Annotated in this window: 23 protein-coding genes; 18 read left to right on the top strand and 5 right to left on the bottom strand. The window is 71.6% G+C overall.

Annotated features, from left to right (window positions below; translation table 11 throughout):
- Window positions 1-97 precede the first annotated feature (97 nt).
- Window positions 98-1,729 carry an FAD-dependent monooxygenase gene (locus ACFZDK_RS07730; RefSeq protein WP_390970792.1) on the top strand — a complete coding sequence of 544 codons (1,632 nt, stop codon included), beginning with the start codon at window positions 98-100 and terminating at the stop codon, window positions 1,727-1,729.
- A gap of 129 nt (window positions 1,730-1,858) precedes the next feature.
- Here the strand turns inward: ACFZDK_RS07730 and ACFZDK_RS07725 are convergent, their stop codons facing one another.
- On the bottom strand, window positions 1,859-2,326 hold the full coding sequence (locus tag ACFZDK_RS07725; RefSeq protein ID WP_390970790.1) for an RDD family protein: 468 nt from the start codon (window positions 2,324-2,326) through the stop codon (window positions 1,859-1,861).
- Window positions 2,327-2,537: 211 nt separating this feature from the next.
- Here ACFZDK_RS07725 and glnA point away from each other — a divergent pair, with 211 nt between their 5' ends.
- The 4 genes from glnA (at window position 2,538) to ACFZDK_RS07705 (ending at window position 5,944) form a co-directional block, all read left to right on the top strand.
- Entirely contained in the window at window positions 2,538-3,947 is a 1,410-nt protein-coding gene (glnA, locus tag ACFZDK_RS07720; RefSeq protein WP_390970788.1) for a type I glutamate--ammonia ligase, read from the top strand.
- Window positions 3,948-4,048: 101 nt separating this feature from the next.
- Window positions 4,049-4,306, top strand: coding sequence for a hypothetical protein (locus ACFZDK_RS07715; protein ID WP_390970786.1), 258 nt, complete (start codon window positions 4,049-4,051; stop codon window positions 4,304-4,306).
- A gap of 130 nt (window positions 4,307-4,436) precedes the next feature.
- Entirely contained in the window at window positions 4,437-5,357 is a 921-nt protein-coding gene (htpX, locus tag ACFZDK_RS07710; protein WP_390970784.1) for a zinc metalloprotease HtpX, read from the top strand.
- Between the two features lie 2 nt (window positions 5,358-5,359).
- Entirely contained in the window at window positions 5,360-5,944 is a 585-nt protein-coding gene (locus ACFZDK_RS07705; RefSeq protein WP_390971588.1) for a hypothetical protein, read from the top strand.
- Window positions 5,945-5,965: 21 nt separating this feature from the next.
- Here the strand turns inward: ACFZDK_RS07705 and ACFZDK_RS07700 are convergent, their stop codons facing one another.
- Entirely contained in the window at window positions 5,966-6,250 is a 285-nt protein-coding gene (locus tag ACFZDK_RS07700) for a hypothetical protein (protein ID WP_390970782.1), read from the bottom strand.
- A gap of 230 nt (window positions 6,251-6,480) precedes the next feature.
- On the opposite strand from ACFZDK_RS07700, the gene ACFZDK_RS07695 reads away from it, so the two are divergent.
- Entirely contained in the window at window positions 6,481-7,239 is a 759-nt protein-coding gene (locus ACFZDK_RS07695; protein ID WP_390970780.1) for an alpha/beta fold hydrolase, read from the top strand.
- On the opposite strand, the gene ACFZDK_RS07690 is transcribed toward ACFZDK_RS07695, so the two are convergent.
- Window positions 7,202-8,542: a DUF2252 family protein gene (locus ACFZDK_RS07690; RefSeq protein ID WP_390970778.1), complete on the bottom strand. Its 1,341-nt coding sequence runs from the start codon at window positions 8,540-8,542 to the stop codon at window positions 7,202-7,204. The genes ACFZDK_RS07695 and ACFZDK_RS07690 overlap by 38 nt on opposite strands.
- Before the next feature lie 157 nt (window positions 8,543-8,699).
- On the opposite strand from ACFZDK_RS07690, the gene ACFZDK_RS07685 reads away from it, so the two are divergent.
- A complete protein-coding gene (locus ACFZDK_RS07685) occupies window positions 8,700-9,884 on the top strand; it encodes a DNA glycosylase AlkZ-like family protein (RefSeq protein ID WP_390970776.1) in 1,185 nt (394 codons plus the stop codon).
- Window positions 9,885-9,945: 61 nt separating this feature from the next.
- On the opposite strand, the gene ACFZDK_RS07680 is transcribed toward ACFZDK_RS07685, so the two are convergent.
- On the bottom strand, window positions 9,946-10,260 hold the full coding sequence (locus ACFZDK_RS07680; protein ID WP_390970774.1) for a hypothetical protein: 315 nt from the start codon (window positions 10,258-10,260) through the stop codon (window positions 9,946-9,948).
- A 230-nt stretch (window positions 10,261-10,490) separates the two neighbouring features.
- Between ACFZDK_RS07680 and ACFZDK_RS07675 the strand changes: the two genes are divergently transcribed.
- The 10 genes from ACFZDK_RS07675 (at window position 10,491) to ACFZDK_RS07630 (ending at window position 18,969) form a co-directional block, all read left to right on the top strand.
- On the top strand, window positions 10,491-10,859 hold the full coding sequence (locus ACFZDK_RS07675; RefSeq protein WP_390970772.1) for an ArsC/Spx/MgsR family protein: 369 nt from the start codon (window positions 10,491-10,493) through the stop codon (window positions 10,857-10,859).
- 119 nt (window positions 10,860-10,978) lie between these two features.
- The gene (locus ACFZDK_RS07670) at window positions 10,979-11,668 is read left to right on the top strand and encodes a hypothetical protein (protein ID WP_390970770.1); all 690 of its coding nucleotides are present in this window, start codon (window positions 10,979-10,981) and stop codon (window positions 11,666-11,668) included.
- 285 nt (window positions 11,669-11,953) lie between these two features.
- Complete coding sequence (glnII, locus tag ACFZDK_RS07665; RefSeq protein WP_390970768.1) at window positions 11,954-12,985, top strand: glutamine synthetase; 1,032 nt, start codon at window positions 11,954-11,956, stop codon at window positions 12,983-12,985.
- 35 nt (window positions 12,986-13,020) lie between these two features.
- Window positions 13,021-13,200 carry a hypothetical protein gene (locus ACFZDK_RS07660; protein WP_390970766.1) on the top strand — a complete coding sequence of 60 codons (180 nt, stop codon included), beginning with the start codon at window positions 13,021-13,023 and terminating at the stop codon, window positions 13,198-13,200.
- Between the two features lie 43 nt (window positions 13,201-13,243).
- The gene (locus ACFZDK_RS07655) at window positions 13,244-13,366 is read left to right on the top strand and encodes a hypothetical protein (RefSeq protein WP_355729704.1); all 123 of its coding nucleotides are present in this window, start codon (window positions 13,244-13,246) and stop codon (window positions 13,364-13,366) included.
- Window positions 13,367-13,484: 118 nt separating this feature from the next.
- On the top strand, window positions 13,485-14,075 hold the full coding sequence (locus ACFZDK_RS07650; RefSeq protein WP_390970764.1) for a winged helix-turn-helix domain-containing protein: 591 nt from the start codon (window positions 13,485-13,487) through the stop codon (window positions 14,073-14,075).
- Between the two features lie 66 nt (window positions 14,076-14,141).
- Entirely contained in the window at window positions 14,142-15,152 is a 1,011-nt protein-coding gene (locus tag ACFZDK_RS07645) for an NAD-dependent epimerase/dehydratase family protein (RefSeq protein ID WP_390970762.1), read from the top strand.
- A gap of 173 nt (window positions 15,153-15,325) precedes the next feature.
- Window positions 15,326-16,606 (top strand): sensor domain-containing protein, encoded by a 1,281-nt coding sequence (locus ACFZDK_RS07640; protein WP_390970761.1) that lies wholly within the window; start codon window positions 15,326-15,328, stop codon window positions 16,604-16,606.
- Entirely contained in the window at window positions 16,591-17,241 is a 651-nt protein-coding gene (locus tag ACFZDK_RS07635; protein WP_359225918.1) for a response regulator transcription factor, read from the top strand. Before ACFZDK_RS07640 ends, ACFZDK_RS07635 begins: the two co-directional genes overlap by 16 nt.
- A 174-nt stretch (window positions 17,242-17,415) precedes the next feature.
- Window positions 17,416-18,969 (top strand): DUF1996 domain-containing protein, encoded by a 1,554-nt coding sequence (locus tag ACFZDK_RS07630; protein WP_390970758.1) that lies wholly within the window; start codon window positions 17,416-17,418, stop codon window positions 18,967-18,969.
- 90 nt (window positions 18,970-19,059) lie between these two features.
- On the opposite strand, the gene ACFZDK_RS07625 is transcribed toward ACFZDK_RS07630, so the two are convergent.
- On the bottom strand, window positions 19,060-19,467 hold the full coding sequence (locus ACFZDK_RS07625; RefSeq protein WP_390970756.1) for a hypothetical protein: 408 nt from the start codon (window positions 19,465-19,467) through the stop codon (window positions 19,060-19,062).
- Window positions 19,468-19,618: 151 nt separating this feature from the next.
- On the opposite strand from ACFZDK_RS07625, the gene ACFZDK_RS07620 reads away from it, so the two are divergent.
- On the top strand, window positions 19,619-21,547 hold the full coding sequence (locus ACFZDK_RS07620; RefSeq protein WP_390970755.1) for a hypothetical protein: 1,929 nt from the start codon (window positions 19,619-19,621) through the stop codon (window positions 21,545-21,547).
- Window positions 21,548-21,603 lie beyond the last annotated feature (56 nt).

Here is a 21,603-nt window from a genome sequence, read left to right as displayed (position 1 = left end):
GGGTGATTGAGCACGCGGAACCCCTCCCGAGGGGGCCCGGACGGGCATGGACGTTCCAACGCACCTGACGCACCAACCCCCGCCTCTGGAGTGCCCGATGCACCAGAAAACCGATCACCAGGTCCCCGTCCTCGTGGTGGGCGGCTCCCTCGTGGGCCTGTCCATGTCCCTCTTCCTGGGCCGACTGGGCGTCCGCCACATGCTCGTCGAGAGACACTCCGGGACCTCGATCCACCCACGCGGCCGGGGCAACAACGTGCGCACGATGGAGCTGTTCCGGAAGGCGGGCATCGAGCCCGACATCAAGGCCGCGGCCTCACTCCTCGCGGAGAACCACGGCATCCTGCAGACCCCGACGCTGGTCGGCGACGCCGGCGAATGGCTGTTCAAGGAGATCGACCCGGGCGGCGGACTCGCCCGGTTCAGCCCCACGGGCTGGTGCCTGTGCAGCCAGAACGACCTGGAGCCGGTACTCCGCCGCTCGGCCGAATCCCTCACCGGCGAGCTGCGCTACTTCCACGAGATGGAGTCCTTCGAACAGGACCCCGAAGGAGTGACGGCGTACGTCCGCGACCGTGACTCCGACCGGATGTACACCGTCCGGGCGGACTACCTGGTCGCCGCCGACGGTCCGCGCTCCCCGGTCCGCGGCCGGCTCGGCATCGGCCAGACGGGCCCCGGCGACCTGTTCGCGAACGTCAGCATCACCTTCCGCTCCAAGCTGCTGGCCCGCACCGTCGGGGACCGCCGCTTCATCTGCTGCTACCTCACCGACCCCGAGGCCGACGGCGCCCTCCTCCCCGTCGACAACAAGGAGCGCTGGGTCTTCCACGCCCCGTGGCACCCCGAACGCGGCGAGACCCTCGACGAGTTCACCGACGAGCGCCTGACCCGGCACATCCGCCGGGCCGTCGGCGTCCCCGACCTCGACGTCGAGATCACCGGCCGGGCGTCCTGGCGGGCGGCCGAACGCGTGGCCGAACGGTACGCGTCCGGGCGGGTCTTCCTGGCCGGCGACTCCGCGCACGAGATGTCCCCGACCGGCGCGTTCGGCTCCAACACCGGCATCCAGGACGCCCATAACCTGGCGTGGAAACTGGCGGCGGTCCTCGACGGCTGGGCCGGCCCCGGACTCCTGGACTCCTACGACGCCGAGCGCCGCCCGGTCGCCCTCGCCACCAGCGCCCGCGCCTCCGCCCGCTCGGTGGAACACAGCCACCCGGGCTTCGCGCCCGCCCCCGGCATCGGCGCCGGCAAGCGCGGCGGCATCCTCAACATCGTCCTCGGCTACCGCTACCCGAAGGGCGCGGTACTCGGCGCCGACCCCGGCCAGCCGGTCGTACCCGATGGGATGAACCTCACCGGCCGGTCCGGCAGCCGGGCCCCGCACCTGTGGCTGCGCCGCGCGGGCGACCGCATCTCCACGCTGGACCTCTACGAACGCTCACTCGTCCTGCTCAGCGACGCCGGTTCCCCCTGGCACATGGCGGCCCGCCGGATCGCGGACACGGAGCGGGTACGCCTGGACGCGTACGGCATCGGGCCGACGGGCGATCTCGTGTACGACACCGAAGACACCGACTGGGCGGCAGCCCACGGTGTCACGGCCGACGGCGCGGTACTCGTCCGGCCCGACGGATTCGTCGCCTGGCGCGCGGAGGGCCCGGCGGAGGGCGACGCGGAGGCGGAGCTGCGGGAGGTACTGGGGCAGGTGTTGCGGAAGAGGTGAACCGGGGTGGGGGCCAGGAAGCTGCCGCGACTGCGGCGCCCCGTAAGGGACGCTGGGGGTACCCCCGGCCGAAGGCTGGGGGAGGAACTGCGCGACCAGCCCCCACCGGCCGGCAGCCGAAGGACTGCCTCAGATCCGTACCTCTACGGTCTTCGCCAGCCGGTCGTGCAGCCCCCTGCCGTCCCGGTCCCACACCAGCGCCGGCACCGCGAGGCACAGCAGCACCGTGCGGGCGATCGCGCGCAGCGGCTGCACCCGGCCCGTCTCGACGCCGACCACCCGCAGCCCGAAGAGCCGCTTACCCGGCGTGAAGCCGACCGTGCCCACCGTGAGGACGCCCAGGACCAGAAAGACGAGCAGCGCCCAGTTGCTGGTGGCGGGGCTGTAGCCGTCGGTGATCAGGCCGTATGCGATCAGCACGCACAGCGCCCAGTCCACGACCAGCGCGCCGAGCCGCCTGCCGGGGCGGGCGATGGAGCCCGGTCCCTGCTCCGGCAGACCGAGCTGCTCGCCCCGGTACCCGAACTCCGCGCCCGCCTCTTCCATGGCCGCGCGGGGTCCGGAGAGCCACGATCCGATTGCTTGCCTGTTGTCCACCCGTCAACGGTACTGCCCGGGTGTCGGCCCGGGTTCCGGCGGGGTGTCCGGGGGCTACGGTGAAACGAGCCCGGTTAACTTCAGCGAAACAAATGGGTCACGCCCGAGAAATCACCCGTCCCTAGGGTCGAGGACAACGTGTGCCACCGCACTGGCCGCACGAACGAACTACCACCCCGGCACGGGAACGGCCGGGAGTAGGAGGAGCTGGATGTTCCAGAACGCCGACGAGGCCAAGAAGTTCATCGCGGACGAGGACGTCAAGTTCATCGACGTCCGTTTCTGCGACCTGCCGGGCGTCATGCAGCACTTCACGCTGCCCGTCGAGGCGTTCGACCCGGACGAGGAGCTCGCCTTCGACGGATCGTCGATCCGTGGTTTCCAGGCGATCCACGAGTCCGACATGGCGCTGCGTGCGGACCTGTCGACCGCCCGGCTGGACTCGTTCCGCCGGGACAAGACGCTCAACATCAACTTCTTCATCCACGACCCGATCACGGGCGAGCAGTACTCCCGCGACCCGCGCAACGTGGCGAAGAAGGCGGAGGCGTACCTGGCGTCGACCGGTATCGCAGACACCGCGTACTTCGGCCCCGAGGCCGAGTTCTACGTCTTCGACTCCGTCCGTTTCGCGACCTCCGCGAACGAGTCCTTCTACCACATCGACTCCGAGGCCGGCGCCTGGAACACCGGCGCCCTGGAGGACAACCGTGGTTACAAGGTCCGTTACAAGGGCGGTTACTTCCCGGTCCCGCCGGTCGACCACTTCGCCGACCTGCGTGCCGAGATCTCCCTGGAGCTGGCCAAGTCCGGCCTCCACGTCGAGCGCCAGCACCACGAGGTGGGCACCGCCGGCCAGGCGGAGATCAACTACAAGTTCAACACGCTGCTCGCCGCCGCGGACGACCTGCAGCTCTTCAAGTACATCGTGAAGAACGTGGCCTGGCGCAACGGCAAGACCGCGACCTTCATGCCGAAGCCGATCTTCGGTGACAACGGCTCGGGCATGCACGTCCACCAGTCCCTGTGGGCCGGCGGCTCCCCGCTCTTCTACGACGAGGCCGGCTACGCGGGCCTGTCGGACACCGCCCGCTACTACATCGGCGGCATCCTCAAGCACGCCCCCTCCCTCCTCGCCTTCACCAACCCGACGGTGAACTCGTACCACCGTCTGGTCCCGGGCTTCGAGGCCCCGATCAACCTGGTGTACTCGCAGCGCAACCGCTCCGCTGCGATGCGTATCCCGATCACGGGTTCGAACCCGAAGGCCAAGCGCGTCGAGTTCCGCGCGCCCGACTCCTCCGGCAACCCGTACCTGGCCTTCTCCGCCCTGCTGCTCGCGGGCCTGGACGGCATCAAGAACAAGATCGAGCCGGCCGAGCCGATCGACAAGGACCTCTACGAGCTGGCTCCCGAGGAGCACGCGAACGTCGCCCAGGTCCCGACCTCCCTCCCGGCCGTCCTGGACCGCCTGGAGCGCGACCACGAGTTCCTGCTCGCCGGTGACGTCTTCACGCCCGACCTGATCGAGACGTGGATCGACTTCAAGCGCACCAACGAGATCGCCCCGCTGCAGCTGCGCCCGCACCCGCACGAGTTCGAGCTCTACTTCGACGTGTGATCGACGCCTGGGCCGTTCCTCGGCGCCCCCGTTCCGGTTTCTCCGGGCGGGGGCGCCGTCGTATCGTGCATCGGTACTGATGTTCGAGACGGGGGAAGAGGATGACCCAACAGGGGGACGAGGAGCGCGAGTTCGATCTGCGCTGGGCCGCCGAGGCGGAGCACAAGGAGCCCTCCGCGCGGGCGCGGATGCTGGCCGCGCGATGGAAGGAGAACCCGCCGGAGCCGGCGCCGTTCCGGGCGGATCCGGGGCCGGTGGCGCCGCGGCGCTCGCCGTGGATGTCGACGGCTCTGGTGCTGGGGTGTGTGGCGGCGGTGATCCTGCTGCTGGGGTACATGCAGACACGGGCGCCGTACTAGCCGCGTAAAAGGGGGACCCGGGCTCACAGGGAGCCTTTGCCGCCACTAGGGACGTTCGGAACCTTCCCATGGGTCCGGACAGGTGCACACTGGACAGCGGGACGAGTGCCTGACTGCGGGGTGAGGCGAGATGCAGAGCCGCTTCCGGAGCGACCGGCGGCTGACCGTACGGATGACGGTCACGCTGTTCCTGCTCGGGCTGTTGTACGTGGGCTTCGTTGCCGCGTTGATCGTGCTGCTGAAGTCGTGGCTGCTGGTCGTGGTGCTGGTGGGCGCGATGTTCGTGGCGCAGTTCTGGTTCTCCGACCGGATCGCGATGTTCGCCATGCGCGGGCGGGTCGTGGAGCGGGAGGAGTATCCCGAGCTGCATGCCGTGGTGGACCGGCTGTGCGCGATCGCGGACATGCCGAAGCCGGTCGTCGCCGTGTCCGACATGGACATGCCGAATGCGTTCGCGACCGGGCGGAATCCCGATCATGCGGTGGTCTGCGTGACCACGGGGCTGCTGCGGCGGCTGGAGCCCGCCGAGCTGGAGGGTGTGCTCGCGCACGAGCTGTCGCACGTGGCGCACAAGGACGTCGCCGTGATCACGATCGCGTCCTTCCTGGGCGTGATCGCCGGGCTGATCGTGCGGTTCGCCTTCTACTCGCAGGTCTTCGGCGGAGGCCGGCGGGACCAGAACACGGCCGCCGTGTTCGCCGCCGTCATCGGGGTCTCCGCGGCCGTGTACGCGATCAGCTTCCTGCTGATCAGGGCGCTGAGCCGGTACCGGGAACTGGCCGCCGACCGCGCGGCCGCGCAGCTCACCGGCCGGCCGTCCGCGCTGGCGTCGGCACTCACCAAGGTCTCCGGCGACATCGCCCGGATCCCGACCAAGGACCTGCGCACCGCCCAGGCCTTCAACGCCTTCTACTTCACCCCGGCCACCGGCAAGGAGCCCGGCATCGAGCGCTTCTTCTCCACCCACCCGCCCCTGGAGCAGCGGCTCGAGCAGCTGGGCCGGATCTCGGCGGAGCTGGGCGAGGCGGCGACGCCCGGGAAGGCCGGGTGAGCATGGGGTTCCTGGACATCCTGCTCGGCCGTACGAAGCCCGTCGCCCCCGACCTCGACCAGCTGTTCGCGCTGCCGTCGGCGGCGGTGACGCTGCAGGCCGCGGCCGGGTTCACACCGACCGGCGTGGGCGCGGTGTGCTTCGCCACGGTGGAGGGCGCGGCCTTCGAGCAGACGCACCGGGAGGTCCAGGCGCTGCTCGACGCGGATGCGGACCGCGCCGGTCCGCCGGTGGAGCTGCACCAGGACGACTACGGATACTCCTGGCTGATCTCCCGGCGCACCCCCGACCAGCTCCCGCAGCTGGTCAACGACCTGCACGCGGTGAACAGCTCGATGGAGGTCAACGGCTTCGGCCCGCAGCTGCTCTGTTCCCTGGCCGCCTTCGAGGACGAGCGCGAGCGCGGGCTCGCGCTCGTCTATCTCTACAAGCGGGGCACCTTCTATCCCTTCGCTCCGCTGCCCGGGTCCGGTCAACGGCGGGACAGCGCACTGGAATTGCAGGTGAAGGTGGCACTCGCGAACGACCTGAGGACCGAGCAGGACCTCAGCCGCTGGTTCCCGGTGTGGGGTGCCCCCGGCCTCTGACCGGCCGGGAGCACCTGCCTGCTACTTGCCCTTCTCGTTCTGCTGGCGCCGGACCTCGAAGGGGCGCTCGCGACGGTAGCGGCGCTCCCACTTGGCCTGCTGGTCACGGCGGTCGCGGTAGGTCTTGTAGTCGCTGGCCATGCCCCCTCCCCCGCCGGACGAACCGCCCGACGAGGAGGCCGACGACGAGTTCCGCCCGTACTGGACGTACAGGAAGAGCAGGGCGACGGCGGCGAGCCACCAGTTGTGGTTGCCGAAGCCGAGGATGACCAGAACGACGGTTCCGGATAGGACGATGGTGCCCATGACGGGTCTCCGTGGCGTGGGTGTGTGAGCGGTCGACGGATCCGACGGCACGCGGGGGACGGGCGGCCGTCCGTCGGTGCGTAGCAGAGTAGCCCCGAGTCCATGGGCTGCGGCCGCCCCTGCGGAAAGCGGTGGTCGACGACTCCGCAACGCGTGTCCAGCGTAGGGAGACGGTCACTCGGTGTGCATCCCGTTTTCCGGGCCGGCGCCCGCGTGCGTGAATATGCGGCATGGCCGAACTCATCGATTTCACGTGCCCGTACGACGGCGAACGGCTCCACGGGGTGCGGGCACCCGGTGCCGACGGCCCCACCGCCGTCCTGCTGCACGGCGCCGGCAACGGCAGCGAGAAGCGACTGCGGCCGCTACTGGCGGAGTTCACCGCCCACGGCTGCCGGGCGCTGGCCTTCGACTTCTCGGGGCACGGCGAAAGCACCGGCGCACTGCGGGAATTGAGCCTGCGCCGCCGCTTCGCGCAGGCGACGGCCGTGATCGACGCCCAGGTGGCCCCGGACGGCCCGCTGGTCCTGGTGGGCTTCAGCATGAGCGGGCAGACGGTCGCGGATCTGGTACGGCACTACGGCGGGCGGGTCCGGGCGATCGGCCTCTGCTCACCCGCCGTGTACACCCCGGAGTCCTGGGACGTCCCCTTCGGCGACGGCACCGGCCGCTTCACCGAGCTCATCCGCACCCCGGACGCCTGGCGCGCCTCCCCCGCCCTGGAGGCGCTGCGCTCCTACGGGGGCCGCTCGGTCCTCGCGGTCCCGGCCGTGGACGCGGTGATCCCGCCGGCGGTGACTTCGGCCGTCCAGGACGCGCTGGCCGCCCGCTCCCGGTACACGCGCTTCGAACTCCCGGACGCGGGGCACCGGTTGGGCCTCTGGTTCCGCGATCATCCCGAGGACCGGCGGGAGTTCGTGCGGATGCTCCTGGAGCGGCCCGCCGGCCGGCTCAGATCCCCGGGGCCGCCGTCAGGACGCCCGCGGTGACGGCCGCGCCGAGGGTGGCGTGGTCGGCGGCGGTCTGGTCGGCGTAGGCGAGGGCGAAGTCGGTGACCGCGTGGTCGAAGGTGTCGGTACCGCCCAGATAGGCGGCGACGGCGATGCGGTCGCCCGAGCGGGCATGGGCGCGGGCCAGCGTCGTACCGCACAGGGCGGCGTAGACCCGCAGGCCCTTCGGGTCCATGGCGGCGACCTCCGCGGCGCCCTTCATGTCACGCAGCTGACGCCAGTAGAAGGCACGGCCCTGGGGACCGGTCATCCAGCCGAGGAAGACGTCCGCGGCGGCCTGCAGCAGCCGCTGCCCGGCGACGACCCGGTGGCCCGGGTGGGCGTACGGTCCGCTCGGCAGATGCGGCTCCAGTACGGACGTCCGGGCCTCCTTGATCTGCAGGAAGAGCGGGTCGTCGGCGTCCCGGCCGGCGAGGAGCACGATGAAGCAGCGAGTGCCGACGCTGCCGACTCCGACGACCTTGCGGGCCGCGTCGACGAAGCGGTAGCGGTCCAGGAGGAGCCGGCGCTCCTCGGCGAGGGTGGAGCGGTAGTCGCTGAAGATCTTGCGCAGCGAGGCCATGTCGGAGGCGCCGGCCGGTTCGAGCAGCGGCGGGTCCTGGATGATGCGGCGCCGGCCGCCGACCACCTCGGTGAGCGTGCCGAGCGCGTGCAGGCTGGTGCGGCGCCGGGCCCGGGTGAGGCTGTCCTCGATCCGGCACCGGCGGCGCGCGGAGCGGACCAGGGGCAGCAGTCCTTCGGCGTCGATCCGCTCGTACCAGACGGCCAGCTCGCCGAGGCCCGCCAGCCGCCGTATCGCGGTCCGGTACCCGGCCACCGCCGCCCGGGTCGCGGCCCGGGCCTGCGGATCGCTGTGCCCGTTCTCGCGGGCGGCGACGGCGACGGAGACGGCGAGCCGTTTGACGTCCCACTCGAAGGGGCCGGGGAACGTCTCGTCGAAGTCGTTGAGATCGAAGAGCAGGGCCCGTTCCGGGGAGGCGTACAGCCCGAAGTTCAGCAGATGCGCGTCGCCGCACAGCTGCACGGCGAGTCCGGAGTGCGGCTGTGCGGCGAGGTCCGCCGCCATCACGGCGGCCGCGCCGCGCAGGAACGCGAACGGCGAGGCGGCCATCCTCCCGTACCGGATGGGCAGCAGCTCGGGCACCCGGTCGCGGCCCTGCCGTTCCAGGACGGTGACGGGGTCGGGCCGGTCGACGGGCGGCAGCCAGAAGGCGTGGGTGGAGCGGGGGGCGCGTTTGCGGGCGGCCTTGCCGCGGGCGGCCCGGTCGGCGGGTGTGGTCACGCTGCGCTCCCCTCGGTCGACTGCTCCCTCCGTCACCTGCTGATCGCAGTGAACGGGAGGGACAGGGGCGTCCGCATGCCGGGTCCGCCGAACAGGTGACTGTCAGAGGCGTCGGGCAGGATGCGGTACGGGAGTCCACGGGGGTCTGGAGGTCGGTATGGGCGGCGCGGAGCGGCACATCGGGGTGGCGGAGCGGCGGGCCCGGCTGGCGGTGCGCCACCGGCTGGCGGGTCCGGCGCGGGCGGCGGGCCCGGAGGAGGTCGCGGACTCGCTGGTGGCCCTGCACGGCTCGGATCCGGCGACGGTGTACCTGGCGGTGGGGGCGCGGCTGGCCGACGCGGCGAAGACCGTGCCGGAGACGGAGCGCGCGCTGTACGCGGACCGCACGCTGGTGCGGATGCACGGCATGCGGCACACGGTGTTCGTGTTCCCGGCGGACCTCACGGCGGTCGTGCACGCCTCCACGGGCCTGACCGTGGCCGCCCGGGAGCGGGCCGCCCTGCTGAAGGACATGGCCAGAGCCGGTGCCCCGGACGCGGCCTGGCTGGCGGAGGTCGAGACGTCGGCGCTGGCCGCGCTGGCCCGGCGCGGCCAGGCGACGGCGGCGGAACTGGCGGCGGACGAGCCGCGTCTGCGGGAGCAGTTCGCCTACGCGGCCGGCCGGAGCTACGAGGGGGTCCACACCGTCTCGACGCGCCTGCTGCGGGTCCTGGGCGTGGAGGGCAGGGTGGTGCGGGGCCGGCCGCTGGGCTCGTGGACGTCGAGCCAGTTCCGCTGGGCGGTGGCGCCGGAGCATCCGGAGACGGACCCGGCCGAGGCCCGGGCCGTCCTGCTGAACCGCTGGCTGGCCGCCTGCGGCCCGGCCACGGAGGCGGACCTCCAGTGGTGGACGGGGTGGCGGGTGACCGAGGTCCGCCGGACCCTTGCGGCCGTCGGCGCCCGGCCGGTCTCCCTGGACGACGGCACCACGGGCTACGTCGCGGCCGACGACCTCGCCCCGGTCCTTGCCCCGCCGGAACCCTGGGCAGCCCTCCTGCCCGGCCTCGACCCTACGGCGATGGCCTGGCGGCAACGGGACTGGTACCTGGCGCCGGAACTCCGCCCGCCGCTCTTCGACCGCAGCGGCAACGTGGGGCCGACGGTGTGGTGGAACGGGCGCGTGGTCGGCGGGTGGGCGCAGCGGGCCGACGGGGAGATCGTCTGGCGGTTCCTGGATCCCGGTGTGCGCCGGGAGGCCGAGGAGGCGGTCGCGGACGCGGCGGCGCGGTTGCGCGGCTGGGTGGGGACCACAAAGGTCACACCGCGGTTCCGGACGCCGCTGGAACGGGAGTTGAGCGGCTGAGCACGGCGGGGGTGCCGGGCGCCGGGCGCCGTACGAGCGCACGGCACCCGGCGCCGGCGGTTCAGCGCGAGTAGCGCATCAGGGCCCGCACCATGTGGCACGTCGTGTCCGACGGCGGGTGGATGCCGATGTCCTGCGCGGTGCTCCGTATCGTCTCGTTGCGCGCCTGGTGGGGCAGGTAGACGCCGGAGTCGAGCAGGGCGATGGCGAGGCGCATGGCCTTGAGGCGGCGGTTGTGCGTGACATACCAATCGCGTGGCCGCCCGGCCGGCAGCGGGCGCTTCTCCGCCGGCGCGTAGGGCGAGTCGAGCAGGACGGCGCGCTTGGCGGTGGACTGGGTCGGCAACGGCTTCGGCTTCAGTGCGGCAGCGGGCACGGGCATCCTCCTGTCGCGGACGGAGAGCCTCCGGACGCCCCGGCGACCCTCTCGAACACTGCTTCCAGTGTACTGGCCACCACTGACAACGAGACAGCCCGCGAGGCACTGAACAGCCCAGGTGGGAAAGGGTATTTCGGCTGGGGCGGAATGGACTCGGGATACTCCCACGACACTCCCCCAAATCGAACAGAGCGGCTCCGGACGGCGGCTCGCGTACGGTCTTGCGCATGGAGATCTGGATCAACCCCGCCTGCTCGAAGTGCCGTAGCGCGATCGGCCTGCTGGACGCCGAAGGGGCCGACTACACCGTCCGCCGCTATCTGGGGGACGTGCCGGGCGAGGACGAGATCAGGGCCGTACTCGAACGGCTCGGGCTGGAGCCGTGGGACATCACCCGCACCCAGGAGGCGGTGGCGAAGGAGCTGGGGGTGAAGGAGTGGGCGCGGGACGCGGCATCGCGGGACCGGTGGATCGCGGCCCTCGCCGAGCACCCCAGGCTCATCCAGCGGCCGGTCATCACCGCCGACGACGGGACGGCGCTCGTCGCCCGCACCGACGAGGCCGTGCGGGAAGCGCTGGCCAGGAAAGAGAGCTGAACAGTCGTCATCACAGATGTGACACAGGTTACTTCGGCAACTCCTGTAACCGCTGAGTAACGCCGTTCGGTATTTCGTACCTACCGACGTACGCTCCCCCACTTCCTCAGGAGGCGCGCATGTCGCGTAGGAGAACCCTCAGCGCAAAGAAGAAGGTGGCGCTGCTGGTCAGTGCCGCCGCAGTGGCGGGCGGCGGGGCCTTCGCCCTGGCGTCCACCTCGAACGCCGCGCAGACGCCGCAGAACGCCAGGACACTGTCCTCGGCCGCGGACTCGACCGTCTGCTCGGGGCTGGCCACGGCCCTCGGCAACAACGAGAAGTTCATCGCCGGGCAACAGGCGAACCCGGACGCCCAGTCGGCGGCCCGGATCGCCAACCGGCAGGCGGTCATCGAGCAGATCAAGGTCCAGCAGAAGGCGTCCGGTTGCGTCGTTGGGGAGTCGGCTCAGGGCTCCCAGGCGGCGAACGGGACGCAGACGGGCCAGACCGGTCAGCAGGCGGCCACGCCGGCGCCCTCGAAGAGCGCGGCCACCGGCAACACCGGGGGTGCCGCCGCCTCCGGTCAGCAGGTCTGCAAGGGCTCGACCGTCACGCTCTCCGGTGAGGCCGGCGCGCCGGCCGCCTCCAGCAACCAGTTCCCGGCGGGAACCACGCTGAAGGTCACCAACCTGGACAACAACAAGTCCACGACGGTGAAGGTCACCTCGGTCTCCGGCAGCTGCGTGCTGCTCAACAACGCGGCCTTCGAACAGGTCCGGGAACCCGGCAAGTTCCTGATCCGCCGCGCCGTGATCGAGAAGGTCGGCTGACCGGAGGAACAGGCTGAGGCACGGTCGCCGGCTTTCACGGAGGGAAAGCCGGCGACCGCCGCGCACGGACGACGTACGGCGTCCGAAATGGGCTTCGTACCCCGCCCGCACCGGCCTCACAACGTGAGCCGCACCACAGAACCACCAGGTAACACGGGGTTCACATTCGAGCAATGATCGGGAAATCGCCTGTTGACAGGCTCGCGCACATCAACGCTGGCGCCCCAGTGCCGTAGCGCCGCAGCACCCGCATGTGCGCCCGACCCACCCCGAAGGATGTGGCCCGTGACCTTCAAGGCTGAGTACATCTGGATCGACGGCACCGAGCCGACGGCCAAGCTGCGTTCGAAGACGAAGATCATCTCGGGCGCCCCCGCCGGTCTCGACGCGCTGCCGATCTGGGGCTTCGACGGGTCCTCCACGAACCAGGCCGAGGGGCACTCCTCGGACCGTGTACTGAAGCCGGTCTTCACCTGCCCGGACCCGATCCGCGGCGGCGACGACATCCTCGTCCTGTGCGAGGTCCTGGACATCGACTTCACCCCGCACGCCTCCAACACGCGCGCCGCGCTGACCGAGGTCGCCGAGAAGTTCGCCGCGCAGGAGCCGATCTTCGGCATCGAGCAGGAGTACACCTTCTTCGACGGGTCGCGTCCGCTGGGCTTCCCCGAGGGCGGCTTCCCGGCCCCCCAGGGCGGCTACTACTGCGGTGTCGGCGCCGACGAGATCTTCGGCCGCGAGATCGTCGAGGCCCACCTGGAGAACTGCCTGAAGGCGGGCCTCGCGATCTCCGGCATCAACGCCGAGGTCATGCCCGGCCAGTGGGAGTTCCAGGTCGGCCCGGTCTCCCCGCTGGAGGTCTCCGACCACCTGTGGGTGGCCCGCTGGCTGCTCTACCGCACCGCCGAGGACTTCGGCGTCTCCGCCACCCTCGACCCCAAGCCGGTCAAGGGCGACTGGAACGGCGCCGGCGCGCACACCAACTTCTCCACCAAGGCGATGCGCGAGGGCTACGACGCGATCATCACCGCCTGCGAGTCGCTCGGTGAGGGCTCCAAGCCGCTCGACCACGTCAAGAACTACGGCGCCGGCATCGACGACCGCCTGACCGGTCTGCACGAGACCGCCCCGTGGAACGAGTACTCCTACGGCGTCTCCAACCGCGGTGCCTCGGTCCGTATCCCGTGGCAGGTCGAGAAGGACGGCAAGGGCTACATCGAGGACCGCCGCCCGAACGCCAACGTCGACCCGTACGTCGTGACGCGGCTGATCGTCGACACCTGCTGCTCCGCCCTGGAGAAGGCCGACCAGGTCTGATCCTCGGACAGTTCGTCAGAAGGGGCGCCCACCACGTGCGGTGGGCGCCCCTTCCGCATGCCCGCGAGCGCGTCCGCACCGCCGCCGGGCCGTCCGCAGTGTGGGACGGCGGCCCGGACAAGGCGACCGGGCCCACCCGGCCGACCTGGCACAAACCCCTGATGGGGTGGGGCGGGCAGCGTCAACATCTCGCCAAGGAGGCGTCCAAGCAGTGAGAGGAGGGTCCTGTTTCCGGGCTGTGTCTGCTTCAATGGGCCCATGGCCAGCTTCCAGAAGGACACCGCGACGGGTCGCCATGACCTGGAGCCGTTCTGGCCTTCCCGTCAGCACCACGACTTCGACCGGGTGTGTTGCCGCGCGATGAACGCGCGGGCCCTCTAAAGCCGTACACCCCGGCCTTCGGCCAGCGCGGAACGCAGTACGTCCCCGGCGCGCCCGACCACGCATCGCGGCCGTCGTCCCGACCGACGAACTCCTCGCGCGAAAGAGCTGACGTCTCATGGCGACCACTCGTTCCCTCTCCCCCGCCCCCGCCCTCGCCTCCTCACCGGCCCGGCACCGGCTGCGCGCCGTCGACCGGGACGAGGTCGTGGACATGACGGACCTGCTGCCGCCGGGCGCCACCTGGCTGCCCGCCCCGCAGCACACCCTGCCCACCCTGCCGGGCCAGCCGCCGATGATCGGCTACCTGGTGCTGGTCCCGGCGGACCAGCAGCCGCCGTTCCTGCCGGTCGCCGTCCCGGACCGCCCGGAGCCGGCCGCCGCGCCGGACCCGGCGGCCGAGCAGGGCGGCCCGCGGCCGCTCGTCACCGTCGACACCGCGCAGCGCACCGCCCAGGTCGACGGGCGCGAACTCGACCTCACCTACCTGGAGTTCGAGCTCCTCGCCCATCTGGTGACGCACCCGAACCGGGTGCACACCCGCGACCAGCTGGTCACCACGGTCTGGGGCTACGGCCATGTCGGCGACGGCCGCACGGTCGACGTCCATGTCGCCCGGCTGCGCCGCAAGCTCGGCGCGGAGCACCGCAAGGCGATCCAGACGGTGCGCCGGGTCGGCTACAAGTACACCCCGCCGACCGGCCGCTGAGGAACCCGCTCTGCCCTCGGCAGAGTCCCGTTCCCCCGGCCGCCGCGGCCGGGCACGATCACCGGCATGAGACTTCTTGTGCTGGGCGGTACGGAGTTCGTGGGACGGTCGGTCGTCGAGGCGGCGCTCGGGCGCGGCTGGGAGGTGACCGTCCTCAACCGGGGACGCAACCGGCCCACGCCCGGGGTGCGGTCGCTGCACGGCGACCGCACCGCGCCCGGGGGCCTCGCCGCCCTCGACGACGGCACCGAGTGGGACGCGGTCGTGGACACCTGGTCGGCCGCGCCCCGGGCGGTACGGGAGGCGGCACGGCTGCTGCGGGGCCGCGCCGGACGGTACGCGTACGTGTCGAGCATCTCGGTGTACGCGTGGCCGCGCCCGGCCGGTTACACCGAGGAGGCGGCCCTGGTGACGGGGGCCGCGGCGGACGCGGAGCAGACCGAGTACCCGCAGGACAAGCGGGGCGGTGAGCTGGCCGCCGTCGAGTCCTTCGGTGCGGACGGCTCGGTCCTCGTACGCGCCGGGCTGATCCTCGGGCCGTACGAGAACGTCGGCCGGCTGCCGTGGTGGCTGAACCGGATCGCTCGCGGGGGCCCGGTGCTGGCGCCGGGCCCCCGCGACCTGCCCGTCCAGTTCGTGGACGCCCGCGATCTCGCCGAGTGGACCCTCAGCGCGGTCGAGCGGGGCCTGTCCGGGCCGTACAACCTGATCGGCCCGCGCGGCATCACCACGATGGGCGGGCTGCTGGAGGCCTGCCGGCGGGTCACCGGCTCGGACGCCGACCTGCGCTGGACGGACCCGGAGCCGATCCTCGCGGCCGGCATCGAGCCGTGGACCCAGCTGCCCGTGTGGGTGCCGCAGGACAGCGAGTCGTACGACGGTGTGCACCGCGCGGACGTGACGCGGGCGCTGGCCTCGGGGCTGGTGTGCCGGCCGGCGGAGGAGACGGTGGCCGACACGTGGCGCTGGCTGCGGGGTGTCGGGGGTACGGGGCCTGTGCGGGCGGACCGTACGGCGCCGGGGCTGGACCCGGAGGCCGAGACGCGGGTGTTGGGGGTTCCGGGGGGTGGGTCGTGATCAGTCTGCGGGCCGGTGGGGCTGGTCGCGCCCACGCGGCGGAGCCGCATATCTGACACAGCTCCGCGCCCCTTCGGGTGCGCTTCACGTCCCCGGGGTGTACTTGGCACCACCCCCTGACAAGGGGCTTCGGGCCAGTGACCGTCGGCCGGACGGTCGGACAGACTGGCGCCATGACGACGAACACGAACGGCGGCGGCTTTCGCGCGAGAGCGCGGGAGGTGTTGCTGGCCGCCGTGCGGGGGCTGGTGCTGGCGCTGGTGATCCTGCCGGTCTCGGTGCTCTGCTTCACGCTGACCGCCATCTCCCTCGCGCTGATCCCGATCGGCGTCGGGATCGTCACGACGCCGTGGGTCCTGGGCGGGGTGCGGGACGTGGCGGACGTGCGGCGGCGGCTCGCGTACGAGTGGTGCGGGGTGCGGATCCGGTCGGGGTACCGGGCAGTCCCGGAGGGCGCCAACCCGTGGACCCGGACGCTGGTGATGATCCAGGACCGGCAGGTCTGGCGGGACCTGCTGTGGCTGCAGGTGGACATGACGGCCGGGTTCGTGACCGCGCTGCTGCCGGCGGTGCTGCTGTTCTACGCGGTCGAGGGGTTCGCGTTGGCGGCCGGGCTGTGGCGGGTGCTCGCGGACGGGGAGACGTACTGGTACGAGTTCGTGCCGGTCAGTGACCAGCCGACCGCGCTGGCCGCCGCCGCGCTCGGCGCCGTCTTCCTCGTCGCCGCCTTCCGGTACGCCCCGGCCCTGCTGACCGCCCACTTCCGGCTCACCGCCGCCGTCCTCGACCCCGGCAAGGGCGAACTCGTGGAGCGGGTACGGGTGCTGACCGAGACCCGCAAGGACGCGGTGGACACCTCGGCGGCCGAGCTGCGCCGGATCGAGCGGGACCTGCACGACGGGGCGCAGGCCCGGCTGGTCGCCATGGGCATGGACCTCGGGACCGTCGAGATGCTCATGGACCGGGATCCGGAGCAGGCCAAGCGGCTTCTGGCCCAGACCCGGCAGGCGTCCGTGGAGGCCCTGGGCGAGCTGCGGGACCTGGTCCGGGGGATCCATCCGCCGGTGCTCGCCGAGCGCGGGCTGGGCGACGCGGTGCGGGCGCTGGCGCTGCGGCTGCCGGTGCCGACGGAGGTGACGGTGGAGCTGCCGGGCCGGGCGGACGCGCCGGTGGAGTCGGCCGCGTACTTCGCGGTGAGCGAGGTGCTCACCAACGCGGTCAAGCACTCCGGCGCCGACCGGATCTGGGTCGACCTGCATCACGTCAAGGAAGGCGGCGGGATGCTGCGGATCTCGGTCACGGACCACGGCCGGGGCGGCGCGGTGATCGGCGCCGGGTCCGGGCTCGCCGGGGTCGAGCGGCGACTGGGCACATTCGACGGCGTCCTGGCCGTCAGCAGCCCCGCGGGCGGTCCCACCATGGTCACCATGGAGATCCCGTGCGCGTTGTCCTAGCCGAAGACCTGTTCCTGCTGCGCGACGGACTGGTCCGGCTCCTTGAGGCCTACGGTTTCGAGATCGCCGCCGCCGTCGAGTCCGGCCCCGAACTCACGCGTGCGCTGGCCGAGCTGGAGCCGGACGTGGCCGTGGTGGACGTACGGCTGCCGCCCACGCACACCGACGAGGGGCTGCAGTGCGCGCTCAGGGCGCGGCGGGACCGGCCGGGGCTGCCGGTGCTGGTGCTCTCCCAGCACGTGGAGCAGCTGTACGCGCGGGAGCTGCTGGCCGACGGCAGCGGCGGGGTCGGCTATCTGCTGAAGGACCGGGTGTTCGACGCGGAGCAGTTCGTGGACGCGGTACGGCGGGTCGCGGCGGGCGGTACGGCGATGGACCCGCAGGTGATCCAGCAGCTGCTGTCCCGGCGGGCGGACGACCGGCCGCTCGGGGGCTTGACAGCGCGCGAGCTGGAGGTCATGGAGCTGATGGCGCAGGGCCGTTCGAACGCGGCGATCGCCGCGCAGCTCGTGGTCACAGAACGGGCCATCGCCAAACACACCTCCAACATCTTCACCAAACTCGGACTTGAGGTGTCGGACGACGACAATCGGCGCGTCCTGGCGGTGCTGGCCTACCTCGACCGCGATCGCTGATTTCCCCGGAACTTCCGCAGCTCAAACGGCAGTTGTGCCGCAAGTGCGTAACAAAACTCTGATGAATTTGTGAGGCGGCTGAACACCTCTGAGATGAGGTGCGTATGAGAAGGCGCCGCTTCACTCCTGTCGGGCGCCTCGATGCCGCCCCGCAAGGAAGGTCTGAGGAGTTCCATGGGACGCAACATACGCAAACGCCGTTCGCCGCTGGCTGTCAAGGCCATTGCCGCATCGGCGGCCCTAGCAATCGGCGGGGGCGGGCTGCTCTGGGCGCAGATGAATGCTTCGGCGCACGAGTCGAACAACTCTGCACAGAACTACACGAAGGCCGCTGCCGCCACGGTCGCAACGATCTCGTGCCCGGACGTCGGTCAGAAACTGACGAGCGTGCCGGACAAGGCCAAGCAGGGGGTGGCGACGGAGCTGGCAAACCTCGACAAGCAGATCACCGAGGCCTACTCCCGGCTCGCCTCCACCCGCCAGGCGCAGGCCAATGACGCCAACTTCGTGCAGAACGCGATCGTCGGCCCCCTGAAGGAGAAGCGGGCGGCCACGATCGACCGGATCCGGCTCGACATCACGCGGGTCGGCGGGCAGTTCAACAGCTCGCTGTCGCAGCTCGCGGCCTGCACCACGCAGACCGCGAACCAGACCACCGCGGGCGGTGGCCAGAACAACGGCGGCCAGAACAACGGTGGCCAGAACAACAACAACGGCCAGAACAACGGTGGCAACAACGGGCAGGCCTCGGCCGCCCCGAGCGCCAGCGCGAGCACCCCGGTCGACGTGGGCATCGGCGGGCAGGCCGGCAACGGCCCGACCGCCGCGGACTTCGTGGACATCACGAAGGTCGCCGCGAACGTCCAGGGCAAGCCGCAGAACGGCCAGCAGGCCTCGACCGGTTCCTTCACCACCAGGTGCGGTGTGAACGCGAACAAGAACCACAACACCGACAACGTGATCGTGGCGCCCGGCGTGACCAACGGCGCGCACCACCTGCACGACTACGTCGGCAACCAGAAGGTCGACGCGTTCGCGACCAACGACACGCTGATCGCGGACCAGACCAGCTGCCAGAACCAGAGCGACCTGTCGGCGTACTACTGGCCGGTCGTCCGTGAGCAGGACGGCTCCCAGGACTTCGACCAGAACGCGGCCGGCGGTGGCACCGAGGGCAACGTCGGCAAGATCCTGACCCCGGTCAAGGCCCAGATCAAGTACGTCGGCTCCCCGGCCAGCAAGGTCACCGCGATGCCGCAGTTCCTGCGCATCATCACCGGTGACGCCAAGACCACGACCAACGGTCTGGCCAACGCGAACGCGCACTGGAGCTGCACCGGCTTCGAGAACAAGGTCCAGCTGACCGAGCAGTACCCGATCTGCCCGCAGGGCAGCCAGGTGGTCCGCACCTTCGCCTTCCAGAGCTGCTGGGACGGCAAGAACATCGACAGCGCCAACCACCGCACGCACGTCGCGTTCGCGGACCCGGCGAGCGGTGTCTGCGGCAACGGCTTCAAGGCGATCCCGCAGCTGACGATGCGTCTGGTCTACAACGTCACGCCGCCCAGCATCGTCAACGGCCAGGTGAAGAACGCCTACGCGGTGGACGGCTTCCCGGAGCAGCTGCACAAGTCGGCGACCGACCACGACGACTTCATCGCGGTCTTCAAGAACAACCTGGCGAACACCATCGCCAACTGCATCAACTCCGGCAAGAAGTGCCAGTAGCCGGTAACACCGGCTGACCGGTAGCCGGTAGCACGAAGAAGCGGGCGGTGGGACTCTCCCACCGCCCGCTTCCGTGTGTGCCGCGCGGCCTCAGCTGGTGTGCTTGCTGTGGTCGGTGCCGATCTCCTCCCAGCCGCCCAGCGTGGGCCGCAGCGCCTTGACCACCTTGTCGGTGCCGACGGCGACCCACTTGCGGCCGACGAGGTAGTAACCGCCGTAGTCCTTGGCGTCGTTGATCCACTCGCGCTGGCCGCGGTCGGTGGCGAAGGTGGCGAAGACGAACTTGCCGGCGGAGGTCTTGCAGATGGCCTGGCGGACCTCGTCGGAGTCGATCTGCATGTCGGGGGTGCACTTCACCTTGGCGGCCAGGCTCTCCAGGCTGCCGGTCGCCGTGACCGGCACCTTGGTCTCCGCCTTGCCGTCTCCGGATCCACAGCCCGCCAGCGCCAGTACGGCCACGGCGCCGGCCACGGCGAGCATCGGTCGGGTCAACCTCATCTGTTCCTCCGGTCGCATTGCCGGCCCCGGTGCCTTCGGGGGCCCGTCCCCTTCGATACGGCTGTGCGGCGCGAAGCGCTCACATCGTGCCGATACGGCAGTGTCACCTGTGTGGCGGTGACCAACCAACGGGTCGCTCGTTCTTCAGGACGTGCAGTCACAGCATGTAGCCCAGCGTCACGCAGCCGTCGCCACCGGAGCCCTCGGTCCGGCGGTCGATGTCGAGCAGGCCGAGGCCGCGCTCGTCGAGCACTACCCGCGGCTGGTCCGGCTCGCCTATCTGGTGCTGCCGCCGGGTCTGGCGCGCGGCCGTCGCGTGCTGACCGCACACTCCCTGGTCCAGCGGGCGCTGCCCCGGAGCCGCCGGCAGGCCCCGGTGATCCCGGCCCAGTCGACCGGCCGCGACACCGACCCCGGGTACGCCCTGGTCCGCCTCGAAGCGGTGCGTACGGCGCTGGAGGCGGGCCTGCCGCTGAGGTTCACCGCGTGGCCCAAGCGCGCCCAGCTGCCGCCGCTGCTCCCCCAGGTGTGGGGGCTCCGGCTCTTCCCGCGCTCCGGCGGCGCCGACGAACTCGCCCTGGACCAGCGGCTCGCCGCCCTGTCCGGCCCGGCTCGGGCGGCCTACGCGCTGCGCGGTCTGGAGCAGCTCCCCGACGGCGACGTCCGCAAGATCCTCCGCGCGGCCGGGGTCGAGCACCCGGAGGGCGCGCTCGCCGAGGCGAACGGCGTCCCGGCCGAGTACCCGCTGCTGGACTCCCCCGAGTTCGACCCCTGTTCCCTGCAGGCCCGGCCCACCGACCTGATGCGGCGCCGCCAGCACACCAAGGCCGCGCTGGCCGCGGCCGCCGCGCTCGCGGTGTGCAGCGCGCTGGTCGTACTGCCGGGCGGCGGCTGGGGCGCCGACGGTGCCGCCGCCCCGCCGTACGCGCGGAACGCGGCCGCCGAGGCCGCCCTGGACCCCGCCCAGGTGACGAAGATCCCCGCCACCGCCTGGCAGACCGCCACCCGCGCCGACTTCTCCGTCTGGCCCGCGCGCGGCGCGCTCACCGGCAACACCTCGCTGCTGCGCCGCGCCCTCGCCGTCTGGGCCCGCCCCGGCGCCACCGTCCGCGTCTCGGCGACCCCGGGCACCCAGACCGGCGGCCCCGCCGGACCGCCTCAACTGCTGTACGCGGGCGTGGTCGACAGCGCCCGGGTGGTGGTCTTCTACGACGGTCTGCGCATCGCCCGCTACGCCGAACCGAAGGACGGCACCGCGGGCGCGGCCCTGGACTTCGCCCGCGTCGACGGCGCGACCGACGCGGAGGCCGGCGCGCTGGTCCTCGGCCGCGCCGACGGCAACGTCCGGTATCTGACGGCCCCGTGGGTGACCAAGGCGGCCGAGCGGGACCTGATGAAGCCGACCTCGGGGGCGATGGACCTCGGGCTGACCGACGGGGTGACCGGGCCGATGGCCAGTCCCGCGATGCAGCAGGGGGCGTGCACCTCCTGGAACGTGCTGCAGCTGACCGACGCGGACGGCACCCGGCTCTCCACCGACCTCGGCGAGCTGGTCCCGGCGCATCTCACCTCGGGGCGTCCCGGGTACACCGGCGAGGCCTCCGGTGCGGCCGGGCTGCGCGACTGGGCGCCGTTCGCCTGCTCGCTGGCCGCGGAGCGCTCCGCCGGGGTGCGCAGCGTCAACGCCTGGGCGTTCGCCGAGCAGACGCTGCCGGAGGCCGGCGGCACCGGGGCCTGGGTGTGCACCCGCGCGGAGACCTGGCGGGGCGACGGAACGGTGTCGCTGGCCCAGTTCCGGACGCCGGGCAGCCCGTACGGGGCGGTCGCGGCCAAGGCGTCCGATGTGACGGCGTGCGGTCCGCGCGATCCGCAGGTGCTGGCCGGGGTGCTGTGGAAGTCTGGGGGCGGGCAGTGGTACCTGCTGGCCGCGGGCGGCCGCGACACCGCGTCGATCCGGGCGACCGGCGGGGTCACGGCCTCGGCCGAGGGGACGCAGCTGGTGGCCAGGGCGAAGCAGGGAGCGCAGGCCGATCTGACGGGGACGCTGGAGGACGGGACCGAGATCAACGGGCTGCGCTGAGCATCCCTTGCTGACATCGGTGTAAACAAGCTCCGTCCCAGGGGTTCTCAGCGGAT

The sequence above is a fragment of the Streptomyces sp. NPDC007901 genome, assembly GCF_042959465.1.
Classification (GTDB): Bacteria; Actinomycetota; Actinomycetes; order Streptomycetales; family Streptomycetaceae; genus Streptomyces.
Note: the sequence above shows the minus strand (reverse complement) of the source record. Positions and strands in the feature narration are given on the sequence as shown.